The organism is Lutibacter maritimus (assembly GCF_900116115.1).
GTDB lineage: Bacteria > Bacteroidota > Bacteroidia > Flavobacteriales > Flavobacteriaceae > Lutibacter > Lutibacter maritimus.
Genome location: NZ_FOZP01000003.1, coordinates 61574 through 79029, shown reverse-complemented (window position 1 = coordinate 79029; position 17456 = coordinate 61574). Strand labels below are relative to the sequence as shown.

The 17456-nt window shown below is 28.9% G+C and carries 14 protein-coding genes; 6 read left to right on the top strand and 8 right to left on the bottom strand.

Translation table 11 applies throughout. The features are described from left to right. The first annotated feature begins 53 nt into the window (after window positions 1–53). The gene (locus BM335_RS05830) at window positions 54–695 is read left to right on the top strand and encodes a YceI family protein (RefSeq protein WP_090224206.1); all 642 of its coding nucleotides are present in this window, start codon (window positions 54–56) and stop codon (window positions 693–695) included. A gap of 58 nt (window positions 696–753) precedes the next feature. Here BM335_RS05830 and BM335_RS05825 read toward each other — a convergent pair whose 3' ends face one another. After that, complete coding sequence (locus BM335_RS05825) at window positions 754–1221, bottom strand: Lrp/AsnC family transcriptional regulator (protein ID WP_090224204.1); 468 nt, start codon at window positions 1219–1221, stop codon at window positions 754–756. Window positions 1222–1375: 154 nt separating this feature from the next. Between BM335_RS05825 and BM335_RS05820 the strand changes: the two genes are divergently transcribed. Both BM335_RS05820 and nhaC read left to right on the top strand, forming a co-directional pair. Further along, window positions 1376–2575, top strand: a complete 1200-nt coding sequence (locus tag BM335_RS05820) for an aminotransferase class I/II-fold pyridoxal phosphate-dependent enzyme (RefSeq protein ID WP_090224202.1) — start codon at window positions 1376–1378, stop codon at window positions 2573–2575. A gap of 118 nt (window positions 2576–2693) precedes the next feature. Further along, window positions 2694–4163: a Na+/H+ antiporter NhaC gene (gene nhaC, locus BM335_RS05815; protein WP_090224200.1), complete on the top strand. Its 1470-nt coding sequence runs from the start codon at window positions 2694–2696 to the stop codon at window positions 4161–4163. Between the two features lie 4 nt (window positions 4164–4167). On the opposite strand, the gene BM335_RS05810 is transcribed toward nhaC, so the two are convergent. Next, on the bottom strand, window positions 4168–6345 hold the full coding sequence (locus BM335_RS05810) for a putative porin (RefSeq protein ID WP_090224197.1): 2178 nt from the start codon (window positions 6343–6345) through the stop codon (window positions 4168–4170). Between the two features lie 120 nt (window positions 6346–6465). On the opposite strand from BM335_RS05810, the gene BM335_RS05805 reads away from it, so the two are divergent. Both BM335_RS05805 and BM335_RS05800 read left to right on the top strand, forming a co-directional pair. Continuing rightward, a complete protein-coding gene (locus BM335_RS05805; RefSeq protein ID WP_090224195.1) occupies window positions 6466–7068 on the top strand; it encodes a ribonuclease HII in 603 nt (200 codons plus the stop codon). Between the two features lie 56 nt (window positions 7069–7124). Continuing rightward, entirely contained in the window at window positions 7125–8177 is a 1053-nt protein-coding gene (locus BM335_RS05800) for a nucleoid-associated protein (RefSeq protein ID WP_090224192.1), read from the top strand. A 5-nt stretch (window positions 8178–8182) separates the two neighbouring features. Here the strand turns inward: BM335_RS05800 and lipB are convergent, their stop codons facing one another. Both lipB and BM335_RS05790 read right to left on the bottom strand, forming a co-directional pair. Continuing rightward, a complete protein-coding gene (lipB, locus tag BM335_RS05795) occupies window positions 8183–8878 on the bottom strand; it encodes a lipoyl(octanoyl) transferase LipB (RefSeq protein WP_090224190.1) in 696 nt (231 codons plus the stop codon). Beyond that, window positions 8878–9036 (bottom strand): YqaE/Pmp3 family membrane protein, encoded by a 159-nt coding sequence (locus BM335_RS05790; protein WP_090224187.1) that lies wholly within the window; start codon window positions 9034–9036, stop codon window positions 8878–8880. Before BM335_RS05790 ends, lipB begins: the two co-directional genes overlap by 1 nt. A gap of 102 nt (window positions 9037–9138) precedes the next feature. Between BM335_RS05790 and gldA the strand changes: the two genes are divergently transcribed. Further along, entirely contained in the window at window positions 9139–10032 is an 894-nt protein-coding gene (gldA, locus tag BM335_RS05785) for a gliding motility-associated ABC transporter ATP-binding subunit GldA (protein ID WP_090224185.1), read from the top strand. Here gldA and BM335_RS05780 read toward each other — a convergent pair. From BM335_RS05780 to dnaE, 4 genes are read right to left on the bottom strand one after another with little or no spacing between them, the layout of a single operon-like run. After that, a complete protein-coding gene (locus tag BM335_RS05780) occupies window positions 10025–10768 on the bottom strand; it encodes a head GIN domain-containing protein (protein WP_245780618.1) in 744 nt (247 codons plus the stop codon). The genes gldA and BM335_RS05780 overlap by 8 nt on opposite strands. Before the next feature lie 10 nt (window positions 10769–10778). Continuing rightward, the gene (locus BM335_RS05775) at window positions 10779–11885 is read right to left on the bottom strand and encodes an acyloxyacyl hydrolase (protein ID WP_090224183.1); all 1107 of its coding nucleotides are present in this window, start codon (window positions 11883–11885) and stop codon (window positions 10779–10781) included. Between the two features lie 9 nt (window positions 11886–11894). Continuing rightward, complete coding sequence (locus tag BM335_RS05770) at window positions 11895–12995, bottom strand: acyloxyacyl hydrolase (RefSeq protein ID WP_090224181.1); 1101 nt, start codon at window positions 12993–12995, stop codon at window positions 11895–11897. A gap of 15 nt (window positions 12996–13010) precedes the next feature. Then, window positions 13011–17369 (bottom strand): DNA polymerase III subunit alpha, encoded by a 4359-nt coding sequence (gene dnaE / locus BM335_RS05765; protein WP_090224178.1) that lies wholly within the window; start codon window positions 17367–17369, stop codon window positions 13011–13013. Window positions 17370–17456 lie beyond the last annotated feature (87 nt).

The following is a 17456-nucleotide window of genomic DNA, read 5'->3' as shown; positions in this document are numbered from 1 at the left end:
TTTATAAATTTCAGTTACTATTGTAGTTAATACTAATTAAATTAAACTAAAAAATGAAAAAATTTTTAATTTTTGCACTTATTGTAAGTGTAACTTTTGTTTCTTGTAAAAATGAAAAACCCAAAGAAGTAGAAACACCTGTTTCAGAAAATAAAGGTGAAGCCATTGCAGACGGAACCTATACAGTAACTAATGAAAATTCAATTTTAAATTGGAAAGGGTTTAAACCAACTGGAACACATAATGGAACTGTAGCTATAAAAGATGGTAATTTGGTGGTTTCGGATGGTAAATTAACTGGAGGTAATTTTACTTTTGATATGAACTCAATTGTAGTTTTAGACATTCCTGCAGATGATGAATACAACGCAAAATTAGTTGGACATTTAAAAAACAGCGACTTTTTTGATGTAGAAAATAACCCAACAGTTATGTTTAAAATTACGGAAGTTTTACATGAAGGAACTACTTTGGTTAAAGGAGATTTAACTATTAAAGGAATTACAAAAAGTATTGAATTTCCTGTGAGTTTAAATAAAACTACCGATGGCGTTGAACTTGTTGGAAATGCTTTTAAAATTGATAGAACAGAATATAATATTCAGTATAAATCTCAAAAGTTTTTTGATGATTTAAAAGATAAATTTATTAATGACGAATTTGAAATCTCATTTAAAGTAAACGCATCTAAATAGTATATTTTTGTAAAATTTTAAAAAAGGAAACGGTATAAATTTATACCGTTTCCTTTTTTTATTTTGTAATAGTTAAGGTTAAATTGTCTTTAACTGCGCTCATTACAAAATTACTTTGCACGTTTGCAACTGATTCTAAAACCGATAATTTATTTTTTAAAAACAATTGATACGATTTTATATTAGGAGTTATAATTTTTAGTAAATAATCAAAATTACCAGCAACGTGATAACAACCCAAAACCTCAGGCATTTTATTAACTGCATTTTCAAACTGTGTAATTAGTGTTTTAGAGTGTACTTGTAAAGTTACTTGACAAAAAACAGTAAGCTCAAACCCTAATTTTTGCTTATCTAATTCAGCAATATATCTCTTTATAATGCCTTTTTTTTCTAATCTTTTAATTCTATCATAAGTAGGCGTAGCTGTAAGTCCAACTTTTAAAGCTAGTTCTTTTATATTCATTTTAGAATTTTCTTGAAGCAACATAAGAATTTGTTCATCCACAGAATCAATCATATCCATTTTTAATATTTTTTTCTAAAAATAGAAAAAATAATAATAAAACACAGTAAATAAAACTTTATTAATTTAAAATAAAAGAAAATAATACTGAAAAAATAAATATAAGTGGCGAAACGAATTGTTTTTAAGTATTTTTATAATAAAATTAGATATTATGAGTAACAAGCCAGCAAACAACATACAAGATTTACAATATTTTGGTGAATTTGGAGGGGTAAATCCTTCCATATCAGATTCTGCAACCTATACATTTTTACATGCTAAAACAATGTTAGATACATTTGAAGGTCATGCAGAAGGATGTTATTTATATTCTCGTCATACCAGTCCAAGTAATTTATACTTAAGTAAAGCTTTGGCAGCTATGGAATTTACAGAAACTGCAAATGTAGCAGCATCTGGAATGGGTGCAATTACTTCCGTTTTTTTACAAGTTTGTGGCGCAGGAGATCATATTGTTTCAGCAAGAACAATTTATGGAGGTAGTTATGCATTTCTTAAAAACTTTGCTCCTAAATTAAATATTTCAACTTCGTTTGTAGATATTACTTCATTAGAAAAGGTAGAAGCAGCAATAAAACCATCAACAAAAATGATTTATTGTGAGGCTATTAGCAATCCATTATTAGAAATTGCCAATTTAAAAGAATTATCAAAAATTGCTAAAAAACACAACATTTTATTAGTTGTAGATAATACATTTTCTCCATTATTAATTTCTCCTCAAAAATTAGGTGCAGATGTTACCATACATAGTTTAACAAAATTTATAAATGGAACAAATGATACCGTTGGTGGAGTAGTTTGTGGAACACAACAATTTATTGATAGCTTAAGAAGTGTAAATGACGGTGCCGCAATGTTATTAGGGCCGGTAATGGATAGTTTACGCGCTTCAAGTATTTTAAAAAACTTGAGAACACTGCATATTAGAATGAAAAAACACAGCGAAAACGCACACTATTTAGCTGAAAAATTTGAACAAGATGGCTTAAAAGTTGTATATCCTGGACTAAAAAGTCATAAAGACCACGAGTTATTTAAAACCTTATATAATGAAGAATATGGTTTTGGAGGAATGATGACTGTTGATGTAGGAAATTTAGAAAAAGCAAATGAATTAATGGAGTTAATGCAACATGAGAATTTGGGTTATTTAGCTGTTAGCTTAGGTTTTTATAAAACATTATTTAGTGCACCAGGCACAAGTACTTCATCTGAAATTCCAATAGAAGAACAAAAACAAATGGGTTTATCTAATGGAATAATTCGTTTTTCAATAGGATTAGATAATGATATTGAAAGAACATATAGAGCAATGAGACGCTGTATGACTAAGGTTGGCGTTTTGTAAAAAAAAGTGTTTTTATTTTATTGATTTTTTAAGAAACCTCATTCATTTATTTGAGTGAGGTTTTCTATTTGCACAAACTTGCATTTTTGCGTATCATTACAAATCCAAAATTTAAAGAATGCAAGACAAGAAAAACCTTTCTGAAATTAAGATTGAAGATCAAAAAATTATTCAAAATAAAGAGTTAAACATTTTAGAAGCATTAATTCCTGTAGTTATTTTAATGATGCTTTTAGCGTATAATATTTTTTATGCTGGTGGCGAATGGCTTGGGGAATATTCTAATCAGTTTATTTTGTTAATGGGCGGTGTTGTTGCTTCCATTGTAGGTTTTTTAAATAAGGTAAATGTAAAAAGAATGTTGTTAGAAGTTTGGGAAAACTTAAAAAGTGTTTTCATTCCAATAATGATTTTGTTTTTAGTAGGTGCTTTAGCCGGAACTTGGTTAATAAGCGGAATTATACCAGCAATGGTTTATTATGGTTTACAGGTTTTAAGCCCTTCAATATTTTTACCAGCTTCAGTTATAATTGCAGCTATTATTTCTGTAGCAACAGGTAGCTCTTGGACAACTTCAGCTACAGTTGGTATTGCATTGGTTGGTATTGGAACCGCATTAGGAATTCCTTCAGGAATGATAGCAGGTGCAGTTATTTCGGGCGCCTATTTTGGCGATAAAATGTCTCCGTTAAGTGATACTACAAATTTAGCACCAGCAATGGCTGGAACCGATATATTTACACATATTAGGTATATGACCTTAACAACTGTTCCAACAATTTTAATAACCATATTAGTTTTTACAATTATTAGTTTAAATATTGAAACTACAGGAAGTGCTGATGTTAGCGGTTTATTGCATACAATTAACGAAACGTTTCATATTTCAATTTACTTATTTATAGTTCCTTTAATAGTAATAATACTTATTTTATTAAAAACCAAACCCTTAATTGCTTTAGGAATTGGGGTTATTTTAGCAGCTATTTTTGCCATAATTTTTCAAGGTGATATTTTAGATATGTTACCTGGGTCAAATAGTTATAAAACAGTAATTAACTCAATTTTTACAGATACTCATATAGCTACAGATAATGAAAAATTAAATGAATTATTTAGTGCAGGTGGTATGAAAGGAATGCTTTGGACAATTTATTTAATTATTTGTGCTATGTTTTTTGGTGGAATTATGGATGCTATTGGTGCGCTTGCCAGAATTACAAATGCATTATTAAAAATTGCTACTTCAATTTTTGGGTTATTTGCAAGCACCGTTATAAGTTGTGTTGGTTTAAATGCCATTGCATCAGACCAATATTTGGCCATAGTAATTCCTGGTAAAATGTTTAAAAAAGCCTTCCACGATAAAGGTTTAGCGCCAGAAAATTTAAGTAGAAGTTTAGAAGATTCAGGTACTGTTACTTCAGTATTAATTCCTTGGAATACTTGTGGAGCATACCAATCAGGCGTTTTAGGTGTGGGAGTGCACGAATATTTTATTTATGCTATATTTAACTGGTTAAGTCCAATAATGACTTTAACTTTTGCTGCATTCGGTATTAAGATAAAGCAATTAGTAAAAAAGTAATTATTTAAATAAAGAAGTTCCAAACCAAACCAAACCTTACGGTTAAATCTCTATAAGGATAATTAGGTGCTGAATAATAATTTCTTCCAGTAAAACTTGCGCTAAAATTCTCAACTTTTAAATACAATCTTGTACGTCTAATTTGAGCATTTGCAAAAAAGTCTAATACAGGAAAATTACCAATTTCTGTATCATTTTGAAGCGCAAATTCACTTAATAAAGGATTGTATGCATTTGCTTTAAATGAAGTGAAATATTTAAATGTAACACCTGTTTGTAGGAATAATGGTTTGTTTTTAAATAAGTAATTAGAATAATAAAGCGTATTTCTAGTCACTAATTCAGGAACTCTAAAAAAAGAATCACCATTTTCTACTTTTTGATACATTACAGTGTTGTCAATAGTGAATTTTCTAAATGTAAAATATTGCTGTGCTTTAACTTTAAAATATTTTAAAGTTTCATTAGCCTGAGTAGGTTTAGAATCTTCATTAAAATAGGTGTAATTATCTACAATAGAGTATGTAGCTTTAATGTTTCCCCATTTATTAACAATCATTTGAGCGCCTATAGATTTTAATTCTTCGTTTTTAAAATTATTTTGCCAATTGTAATTTATGTATGCACTTTGGTATAATAATTTATTAAAATCGGGTGATTTTGAGTTAATTTCAGCAAATCCTTTAAAGCTAAAAATACTGTCTAATTCAAAACTTGCAGCAGCTTTTAAAGAATGTCCTGTAATATCTCCAGTAATAATTGTTTGTGCATTTGCATTTAAATGTACTTTACCATATTTAACAATCCAATCTGCACCAACGGTAAAAGCATTTCCTTTTAGTTTGTCTGAAATAGTTTGATCGTTGTAGTATAAAATACTATTATAGTGATAATTGTAATTTAAAAATCCAGTTTTTGCTCTTAAAATTCCAGTAATAGGTGAATTAAGTTGAAGAAAAAGTTCATTATTCATGTGTTGATAAGAAGTATGATCATCAATTGGTGTATTAAATACATCACCAAAAATTTCGCTATCAGAACTTTGTTTAAATCTATAATGTTTCGTTTCATACATAAAACGGTGTCCTAATTTTAAATCTAATATCGTTTTTGAAACTTCTGTAATTGCTAACGTGGAATCTATTTTAGGTACAATGGTTTCACTTTTAGTAATAGTAGGGGTTTCAATTGTTTCTATTCCTCTTCTAATGTTTTTTGCAATAGGATTTTTTTTAAGTATTTTTTTAGTATTAATAGAGTCTATTGCAATTGAATCTAATTGGTTTTTTATGGCAAATGTGTCTAATTTTGTTGCTTTAATTTTTAGTGCTTCTAATTTTTGTTTGTTTTTTCTTTCTTGCGCGTTTTGTTTGGAATAGATTGATAATGTTTGTTCAGTAAAGTAACGTTTCCCTTCAAACATATTTTCGGCGTTAGCTAAATTTACATCTAATCTTCCTCTATCTGTATAATTTGGATCGTTGGTTTCAAAGTAGCTAATAGCATCTTCTGTTAAGCCGCCGTTTTCATTGTTAAAAAAGTCGAATGAAGCAAAATGACCTTTTAATTCATAGGTTCTATTGGTATTGTGATAATTAAATGTAGAAATAAAATTTCCGGTGCTTGCTAAAGAATATCGGTACTTTCCTAAAGATCGTAATCCTTTGTATTTTAATGAAATATTGAATTTTCTAGAAGTATTCATTGTTACCAAAGCTTCTAAAACTTGTCCTTGCTCAAATCCAGTTTTATACATTACTTCAGAAGTAGGAGTTGGAACATAATAGTACCTTATTTCTTCTACTTTATCATAATTATATTGTTTTGCATTCATCCCAATCAATGGAAAAATAGCAGTGTTTTCAAAAGAATAACCTAATTTAGAATATGTTTGTCCCATGTTATGAAACGGAAGTAGCTCAAAATCATCTTTTCTTAAATAATTAAATTTTACATCTTTTTTTAAGGACAATGTAGTATCTATATATGTGGTATCATTAGAAATGGTAAACACTTTATAGTCTGTATATTTAGTTTTTCCATCTAGTTTTATTTTAACTTCATTTTTAAAAGTGGTACTATCATTTTTAAACATATTTCCACCTAAATCTCTTTCAACAATTTGTGCGTTTGAATAAAAGAAACAAAACCCTAAAAATAAAACTATAAGAAATTTTTTCATAAAACTAATTGAGTGGCAAAGGTAAAATATTTGAACGAAAAAAATAATAGTAAATTGCAATCCATAAATTTAAAATAGAACTTCATAAAATTGAGTTATTTTTGAAAAAAATAATTGCAAATGCCGTTAAAAAATTTTTACATACCTAATATTGTTGAAGCTGGAACAGATGAGGCAGGAAGAGGTTGTTTATGTGGGCCAGTAGTTGCCGCAGCAGTTATTTTGCCTGATAATTTTTCGCATCCACTATTAAATGATTCTAAACAACTTTCTGAAAAACAACGAGATTTATTACGACCAATAATTGAAGAATCTGCAATCTCTTTTGGCGTTTCGTATGTTTTTGAAGAAACTATTGATGAAATAAATATTTTACAATCGTCAATTTTAGCAATGCATTTGGCTTTAGAAAAGCTGAAAACGGTTCCACAACATATTATTGTTGATGGAAATAAATTTAAATCCTACAAACAAATTCCACATACAACCATTGTAAAAGGTGATGCTAAATTTATGAGTATTGCAGCTGCATCAGTTTTAGCAAAAACATATAGAGATTCGTATATGGAGAAAATTGCAGTAGAATTTCCTGATTATCAATGGCAAAAAAATAAAGGATATCCAACCATCCAGCACAGAAATGCTATTAGAAATTTTGGCGTAACAAAATATCACAGAAAATCATTTAGATTATTGCCAGAACAATTAAAATTAGATTTGTAATTCAATCGTTTTTCTGCTTTAAAATTTTACATTTGCTTTCGTTAAAAAAGTAAAAGATGATTAAAAGAAACAGAGTTGCCATTTCAAAATTTATAATTCATAAAGTAGGAAATAAATTTAATAGCGCTACCAATATTTTTTCAGAAGATGTAGTCACTTTTGATGAAGAAAGTTATGAATTAATGAAACCTTTTTTGCTAAAACCTTTTGGAAATGTTGTTGAAAGCTACCGATTTAACCATCACTCAAATATAGAATTGAACGAAATTAACAATTATTCTGCACAAGTTTTTGCAGATCCTTCCACTTTTGTTGATGTTTCTAAACATATTGTAAATCATTTGTTTGAACAATCTAATTCAGCACAAATTAAAACCGGAGATGTGATTGTCGCTTTGTTTGAAGATATTGAATATAAGGAAGTTATAACGCAAGCTTTAGGGATTTTTAAAATTGAAAATAAAGTAGAGTTTTTCCAAACTTTTATGGAAAAAGAAAGTTTAGATGTTGTTGTTCAACAAGGAATTAGCACCAAAAAACTAGATAAAGGTTGTTTAATCATTAACTCGTCTGATGCTGAAGGTAGAGTTGTATTAAGTGTTGATACTAATAATTACGATGCGCAATATTGGATTAAAAACTTTTTAAGTGTAAAATATGCCGATGATAACAATCAGCACACACAAAACTATATTGAAATGTGTAAAGATTTTTCTGAAGAAGTAATAAAAGAAGATTTTGGTGTACACGAAAAAAGTAAATTTTTAGCTAAAACCGTCGACTTTTTTAAAGAAAACGAGCAAGTAAATATTCACGATTTTAAAGATTATATTTTTGAAGAAGATGAAGTTAAAAAAACGCGTTTTGATGATTATAAAAAGCAATTTGAAACTGAAAACGAAGTATTAGTTAGAAATCAATTTGCTGTTTCTGATATTGTTTTGAAAAAACAAAAACAAAAAATTAAAACTGAAATAAAGTTAGATACTAATATTCAAATTAAATTGGATATTGATGCACCAGATGCTTCAGCAGAATATATAGAACAAGGTTATGATGAAGATCGTAAAATGAAGTTTTACAAAGTTTTTTACAACGAAGAAGATTAAGTTAATTAAACAAATTCAGCTTCAAAAAGTTTAGCGAAATGTTTTAAAATTTTTGATTTTACTTCTTCTAAAGGCACTTTTCTATTAAGTTCAGCTTCTAAAGAAGTAACGGCTTTTCCTTTTATTCCACAAGGAATAATATTATCAAAATAACCCAAATTAGCATTTACATTTAATGCAAAACCGTGCATAGTTACCCAACGACTTGTTCTAACACCCAATGCACAAATTTTACGGGCAAATGGCGTTCCAACATCTAGCCAAACTCCAGTTTCACCTTCACTTCTTGTAGAATTTACACCATATTCTTCCAACGTTTTTATAATTACTTCTTCTAAAAAACGTAAGTATTTATGAATATCTGTAAAAAAATTATCTAAATCTAAAATTGGGTAGCCAACAATTTGTCCAGGCCCGTGATAGGTAATATCGCCACCTCTATTAATTTTATAAAAAGTCGCTCCTTTTTGAGCAAGTTGTTCTTCGTTTAACAATAAATTACTGATATCACCACTTTTTCCTAATGTGTAAACGTGCGGATGTTCAACAAATAAAAAATAATTAGGCGTAACTATTTCAGTATTATTTTTTCTATTTTCTATTTTTATATCAACAATACCTTGAAATAATTTTTCTTGGTAATCCCAAGTATCTTTATAATCTTTCTCGCCTAAATCTATTAGTTCAATTTTATTATGCATTATCTGTTTGGGTTATTGTTAATTATTAAGGCAGCAATTACTCCAGGAATCCAACCTAAACAGGTTAAAATAAATACAATTATTATAGATCCACAACCTTTGTCAATTACTGCTAATGGTGGAAAAATTATGCAAAGTAAAACTCTAAAACAGCCCATTTTTAATTTTTAACAAATGTCTTAAAAATAATTTAAGCATACAACGTTATTAGTATTAGTTAAATTATAATTAAAATGTATTTTTGTTAAAATTGTTTTTACATGTCTATTGAAGTCAAAGATGTTTCAAAATTATACGATGCTCAAAAAGCATTAAACTCGGTAAGTTTTAAAATTTCTAAAGGAGAAATTGTTGGGTTTTTGGGTCCAAATGGTGCTGGAAAATCTACGTTAATGAAAATTTTAACAGGTTATATTGCTGCCACAGAAGGTGAGGTTTTTGTGAATGAATTTTCTTTAAAAAGTCATAAAATTGAAGCTCAAAAAAATATTGGATATTTACCAGAACACAATCCACTGTATTTAGATATGTATGTGAAAGAATATTTGCAGTTTCATGCAAGTATTCATAAAGTTGCTAAAATTGAAGTTGAAAAATGTATTGATAAAGTAGGTTTAATGCCTGAAGCACATAAAAAAATTGGACAACTTTCTAAAGGTTACAGACAACGGGTTGGTTTGGCTGCTGCTTTATTGCATAGCCCAGAAGTATTAATTTTAGATGAACCAACAACGGGTTTAGATCCAAATCAATTAGTAGAAATTAGAAACTTAATTAAAGAAGTTGGTAAAGATAAAACCGTACTTTTCTCTACACATATTATGCAAGAAGTTGAAGCAATTTGCGATCGTGTAATTTTAATAAATAAAGGTGTAATTGTTGCTGACAAAAAGTTGACAGATTTAAAAGGGAATCAAGATCAAATTATTGAAGTTGAATTCGATTTAAAAATTGAAAAACAATTTATTGATCAAATTCCTCACTTAAAATACGCAAATAATGTACACGATACTATTTGGGAATTAACTTTTGAAACTACAAAAGATATGCGACCTGCTGTGTTTGATTTTGCTCATGACAATGGCTTAAAAACATTAAACTTGACTACTAAAAATAAAAATTTAGAAAGCTTATTTAGAGAGTTAACTACTTAAAAATTAGTTTTCCTACACTTTGCACATCAACATCAACAATTGGAGGTTTGTTATATGAAATTACATTTCCGGTTGAATGGATTGATCCTGTAAGTTTTTCGGTTGGATAAATTAAAACATCGTTAGAACTTACATTTCTAACGGTAATATTTTTTACAATAAAGTCTTTTCCTTCAAAACGGGTATCTCCATCAGAAAATCCAACATCTAAGTTGTTGGAAGTTCCTTTTAAATAATAGGTTGATATTCCATTACTCCAAATAGTAACTGCGTTATTTTCAATTGTTAAATGCCAATCTCCCACAGCTAAATACGTACTTTTCTCTCCAGAAGAGCGTAAATAAAGTGATGGATAAGTTAAAGTCCCAATGGATGTTACATCAAGTTCTGAAGCATTTCTAATAGTGTTTATATTAGGTGAGGTTACGTAAACTTTTGTAATTCCGTAATCTCTAAAAAAGTTACAATTGTTGTAATTTGTTAATATTAATTCATTGGCAACAACTTCAGCAGTAATATCATTTAATAGATTTTCACCAGATTCAATAACAACTTTTTGAACAGGTCCTTCAGTAATAAAAAGGGCAATTTTTTTATTTACTACAATTTTATCAAAATTTGCAACTTCAACTTCATGTTGCACAATTTTTCCAGCAGTTTGAAAACAATCGCTTGCATTTTCGCTATTGCAGCTAATTATAAATAAAGTAAATAGTAAGTAATATACATTTTTCATAAAAAATTAATTAAAATTTATAGCCAATTCCAAACTCTAAGGCTTCAGCTCTAAATAGATTTACTTTTAAGGAAATTTCTGAAAATAAATGATTATTTAATTGATGTTTAAATCCAAAACGTTCATAAACCTTACTAACGTATGTGTAATGTGTGTAAAATGTGTAACCAATTTGTGATATAAAAGAAAATTTATTTTGAGTTAACTCATGTCCAACAAAAATACCTGCTCTTCTATAATCATTTTTATTATACAACTTATTTTCCGTTGTATTTATATATTCAATGTGATCTTTTAAAAATTTCGAATCAAAAAAATCAACTCCAGCTGTTAAAGCTGAATAATTATTTAATTGTTTGTTTGCATAAAATGAAAGTGTATAAAATGGATAAATACCACTATCAATAATTAAAGATTCATTAAATCCACCTCTTAAAACTAAGTTGTAATTAATTGGTTTAGGGTTTATTTCAATAGTATCAATATCTTTTTTTGGTATATTTTTTTCATCACCAAACTTATAATTTACACCAATGTGTAAAGAAACGGTATTTATACCCAAATTTGGGTTTTTTATACTAACATTAGAAAAGTGTAACAAACTTAAACCTGTGTTAATACTCAGTTTATTTTGAACTAAGAACTGAAAATATTGCAATTTAATATATGCTGAAACATTTAAGTTTGATCCGATAGCTAAATTTTCAGGGTTAGTTATTGCATTGTATTTTTTTGTTAAATAACCTAAACCAAAACCTGTAGTTAATTTAAGTGGATGATTATTTTTAGGAATTAAATTGTATGTGTAATGTCGATAAACACCAAAAGCTTCTCCTAAAATAGTGGAGTTAAAATCTTGATACACAAATGAAAATCCTTTTTCTGGATAATTGTAAAGTTTGTTAAATGTTGATGAATTTGTTGCTATTTTATTCCAACTTACTAAAATTCCGAATGAATTTCCCTGAATTGCATGGTTTAGTTTTTTATCGTGTTCAATAGGTTTTCCAATAAAAAAATCTGTTTGAAAACTGTTAAATATTTGTTGATTGTTTTGAGAAAACAACTGAATTGAAGCTAAAACTGTAAAAAATAAAAGGATGAAATATTTTTTCATTTATAAAAATTAAAGTCTTATTCCTATACCAAATTCAACAGTTTCAGCATCTGCGGCGTGTGCTTTTAAGCGTAAAGAGGCAAACCATTTTTCATTTATATAGCGTTTTAATCCTAAGGTTTCATACACCAAACCTTGGTATTCAAAAGGATATTTTACATAATAACCAATTTGAGTTTCTATAGATAATTTATTTATAAATAACTCGTGCCCCACAAACAAACCAATTCTAGAAAAATCGTTGGTTTCTTTTAAATGGGTGTGTGGAATTGTTAAGTTTAACTCGTAATAATCTTTTAGAATGGGAGAAATATATAAATCTGCACCAAATTGAATGGCAGATTTTCTGTTCAATCTTTTATCAGCATAAGCAGAAAAAACAAAAAAAGGTTTTACACCACTACCAATAATTTCAGATTCATTTATTCCTGTTCTAAAAGCAACATTATATTTAATTGGTTGTTTAAAATAGCTTGATTCTGAAGATTGAATATAGGTTTTTAATTCAATTTCATTATCTAAATTATAATTTAAACCAACTGTTGCAGCCCAAACATTCATTCCAGAATTTGGAGATTTTATATTTGAATTTGAAGCATGAATAAAAGTTAATCCAGCATTCACACCAATATTTTCAATGATATTTTCTCTTTGATAATATAACTTAAAATAAGTACTAGAATTTAAACTGGTTCCAAAAGCAGTATTTTTATTATTCGTTTCTTTATCATAAGGATTTGTATTGTAAGCCAACCCAATTCCTGCTCTAAATATTAATTGATTTTTGTTTTCTCTATTAAAAAAATAAAAATTGTAATGTCCATAAATGGAATATAATTTCCCTACAATATCAGATTTATAATCTTGATAACCAATTGAGTAACCAAAATCTGGATAATTATAATGGTCTTGCCAAGCTTCTTCTCCAAAAGATCTTTTATTATAACTTAAAAAGAAACCTGTTGGATGACCTTGAATTAAAACGTGAGCATCGGGGTTTTGACGAAGCACATTTCCATAAAAAGTATCGGCTTGTAAATACGATGAATTTGATTGTCCAAAGCAATTTAAACTAATGATAATTAATAAGTTAAAAAGTAGTTTCTTCATAAAACAGTTTAAATACTAATTTAGTTTAAAGTTAATTTGTTCGTTTTTTAATTTTTCTAATAATTCATTAGAAATATCAATTTTGTAACTTCTGCTTGGTAAATTAAGCGTTAAATTTTCATCATTATCTACAATAAAGAAATTAAGCGTTTTTTTACCTTTAAAATCGTTTAAAATATTGTTTAATTTTTCAATAGAATTTTTTGAAATTTCATTGATTGATAATTGCAACGTTATTTTTTTTGAAAATTCTTCTAAAACATCATGTAATAATTGAATGTTGGTAAATGAAATTCGCACATCATTATTCCAACCTTTTTTACCATATATTTTTATGTATAAAAATGAGTTTGGTATTAAAAAATGCTTGAATTTTAAATATTCTTCTCCAAAAATTCGAAATTCAAAAGGACCCGAATAATCTTCAAAAGTAAAAGCCGCCCAACCTTTTCCATTTTTTGATGTTCTATGCTCAACATTTGTAACTATTCCTCCTATTGAAGCATCTCGATTTAATAAATCATCTTGATTTTGAAATGACGATACTGGCGTATTACAAAAATAATTGATTTCAGTTTTAAAATCATCTAATGGATGACCTGAAATGTAAATTCCAACCAATTCTTTTTCTTTTGATAATTCTTCCATCATTCCCCATTTTTCAGCTTCAGGAATTTCAGGTTCAGGAAATTGAATTTCAGAAGCTTCTCCAAAAAGTGATACTTGAGCGGAATTTTTATTTTCTTGGTATTTATTTCCGTACCTAATAGCTCTTTCAATAAAAGTAACGCCCTTTTCATCTAATTGATAATATTGAGCGCGGTGTACATTTTTAAATGAATCTAACCCGCCCGCCATTACTAAACCATCAAAAGCTTTTTTATTACAAGCACGTAAATCTACACGTTTTGTAACATCAAAAATAGAAGTAAAAGGGCCATTTTTTTTACGTTCTTCAACAATAGCTTCAACAGCGCCAGCGCCAACACCTTTTATTGCGCCCATTCCAAAACGAACCGCACCTTCTTTATTTACTGCAAATTTGTAATAAGATTCATTAATATCAGGGCCTAAAACTGCAATTCCAGCACGTTTACATTCTTCCATAAAAAATGTAACCTGCTTAATATCATTCATATTATTTGAAAGTACAGCAGCCATAAATTCTGCCGGATAATGTGCTTTTAAAAAGGCAGTTTGGTAAGCAATATAAGCATAACAAGTAGAATGTGATTTGTTAAATGCGTAGGCTGCAAACGCTTCCCAGTCTTTCCAAATTTTTTCTAATATTTCTTCAGGATGATTGTTGGCTTTTCCGCCTTCTATAAATTTTGGTTTTAAGGTTTCTAGCAATGCAAAAATCTTTTTACCCATTGCTTTTCTTAGCATATCTGCATCACCTTTACTAAAGCCAGCTAGTTTTTGTGACAATAGCATTACTTGCTCCTGATATACTGTAATGCCATAAGTTTCTTTCAAATGCTCTTCCATTTCTGGCAAATCATATTCAATGGCTTCTTCTCCGTGTTTACGCATAATAAACAGCGGAATATATTCCATTGGACCTGGTCGGTATAGTGCATTCATAGCAATTAAATCGGCAAAAGTAGTTGGTTTTAACGATTTCATATGCTTTTGCATTCCAGGAGATTCGTACTGGAAAACACCGATGGTTTCTCCTTTCTGGAAAAGTTCGTATGTTTTTTCGTCATCCAAAGGAAAATCGTCAGGAATTAAAGTTTTTCCGTGGATGGCTTTTACAATTTTTACCGTATCTTTTATTAAGGTTAAAGTTTTTAAACCTAAAAAATCCATTTTAAGTAAGCCTGCACTTTCAACAACATTGTTGTCGAACTGCGTTACATACATATCAGAATCTTTTGCAGTTGCAACAGGAATTAAGTTTGTAATTTTTTCTGGAGTAATAATTACACCACACGCATGTGTTCCTGTATTTCTTACTGAACCTTCTAAAGCTCTTGCCTGAATGATTGTTTGAGCAGCTAAATCATTACCATCGGCAATTTTTCTTAATTCTTCAACATTTTCTAAATCTTCAGTTTTTAAGCCTTTTATTTTATCTTTACTTTTTTGATCTTCACCAAAAATATTTTGAAGTTTAACCCCTGGAATTAACTTGGCAATTCTGTCGGCATCCATTAAAGGTAAATCTAATACACGAGCAGTATCTCTAATAGAGGACTTTGCAGCCATTGTTCCATAAGTAATAATTTGTGCAACCTGACTGGCACCATATTTTTGAATTACAAAATCTATTACTTTTTGTCTACCTTCATCATCAAAATCAATATCAATATCGGGTAATGACACACGATCTGGATTTAAGAAACGCTCAAAAAGTAAATCGTACTTAATGGGGTCAATATTTGTAATCCACAAGCAATAGGCAACCGCAGAGCCTGCTGCAGAGCCACGACCTGGACCAACAGAAACTCCCATTTTTCGGGCTTCTAAAATAAAATCCCAAACAATTAAAAAGTAACCTGGATAACCTGTTTTTTCAATAATTGAAAGCTCAAAATCCAATCGTTCTTGAGTTTCTTTGTCTAAAACAGCTCCATATCTTTTTTTTGCACCTTCAAAAGTTAAATGTTTTAAATAAGCGTTTTCACCTCTTACGCCACCATCAATAGCGTCTTGTGGATGAATAAATTCTTGAGGAATATTAAATTTAGGTAATAATACATCTCTAGCTAGTGTATAAATTTCAATTTTATCAACTATTTCTTGAATATTTGTGATGGCTTCAGGAATATCTTTGAACAAACTTTTCATTTGTTCTTGAGATTTAAAGTAATATTCGTTGTTTGGTAAACCGTATCTGTAGCCGCGTCCTCTACCTTTTGGAGTTGCTATTTTTTCACCATCTTTAACACATAATAAAATATCGTGTGCATCGGCTTCAACTTCAGTTGTATAAAAAGTATTGTTTGTAGCAACTAATTTTACGTTGTGTTTTTTTGAAAACTCAATAAGCACATCATTTACGTGATTTTCGTTTTCTTGATTGTGACGCATTAATTCTAAATAAAAATCATCTCCAAATTCCTCTTTCCACCAAATTAATGCTTCTTCTGCCTGATTTTCTCCAACGTTTAAAATTTTGCTGGGTATTTCACCATATAAATTTCCTGAAAGAACAATTAAGTCTTCTTTAAATTCTGAAATTATTTTCTTGTCAATTCTTGGTACATAGTAAAAACCTTCAGTGTGTGAAAGTGATGACATTTTTGCCAAATTGTGATAGCCATTTTTGTTTTTTGCTAAAATTACAATTTGGTAGCCATTATCTTTTTGATCTTTATTTGTATGATCTTCACAAACATTAAATTCACAACCTAAAATTGGTTTTAAAAACTCTTTTGGTTGTTCTTCAGTGGATAAACCTTTATTTTGTTTTTCGATGATTGCATTGTGCGATAGTATTTCTTTTATAAAATAAAAAGCACCCATCATATTACCAGAATCTGTTAGGGCAACCGCAGGCATATTGTCTTTTATAGCAGCATTTATTAAATTGCTAACACTTGATGTTGATTGCAGTATTGAAAATTGTGAATGACAATGTAAATGTGCAAATCTGGCATTTTGAAATTCGTCTACAACTTCTTCCGAATGAATTATAGGAGCTTCGGTTTTTGGTTCTGTTTTTTTGGCTAATTTTTCACTTTCCTTTTTTAAATTTAAATGTTTTAATCCAATTACATTGATTGTAGTTGGATTTTTAGCATCAAATTTTTGGAAATAATCTGCAGGAACATCTAATTCCTCTTTTGTAAAAATACGTTGTCTAATTAATTCTAAAAAACAACGTGTAGTTGCCTCAACATCAGCAGTTGCGTTATGGGCTTCGTTAAAAGGGGCATTAAATAAATGTTGATGTAGTTCTGTTAATGTTGGTAATTTAAATTTGCCGCCTCTACCACCTGGTATTTGGCATAAAGTTGCTGTAACTTCTGTACAAGTATCTAAAACTGGTAATTTATTTAATGAAGTATCTATGCCCAATCTCACATATTCGCATCCCATAATATTAAGGTCAAAATTTACATTTTGACCAACTACAAATTTAGATTTAGAAAGTGCTTCATTAAATAAGTATAAAACTTTTTCTAAATCTTCACCCTTTTCTTCTGCTAATTGTGTAGAAATACCGTGAATTTGTTCAGCATCATAAGGTATATTAAAGCCTTCAGGTTTGATTAGAAAATCCTGATTTTCAATTAATTCACCGTATTCATTATGTATTTGCCATGCAATTTGTACACATCTAGGCCAATTATCAGTATCGGTAATTGGTGCATTCCAGCTTTTTGGTAAACCAGTGGTTTCTGTGTCGAAAATTAAAAACATGTGCTAAATAGTTGCTTGAAAATATGAATTTTTAAAAGTATGAATTTTAATATTTTTAGGTTTCGTAATTGCGTTTTTTTTATTAAC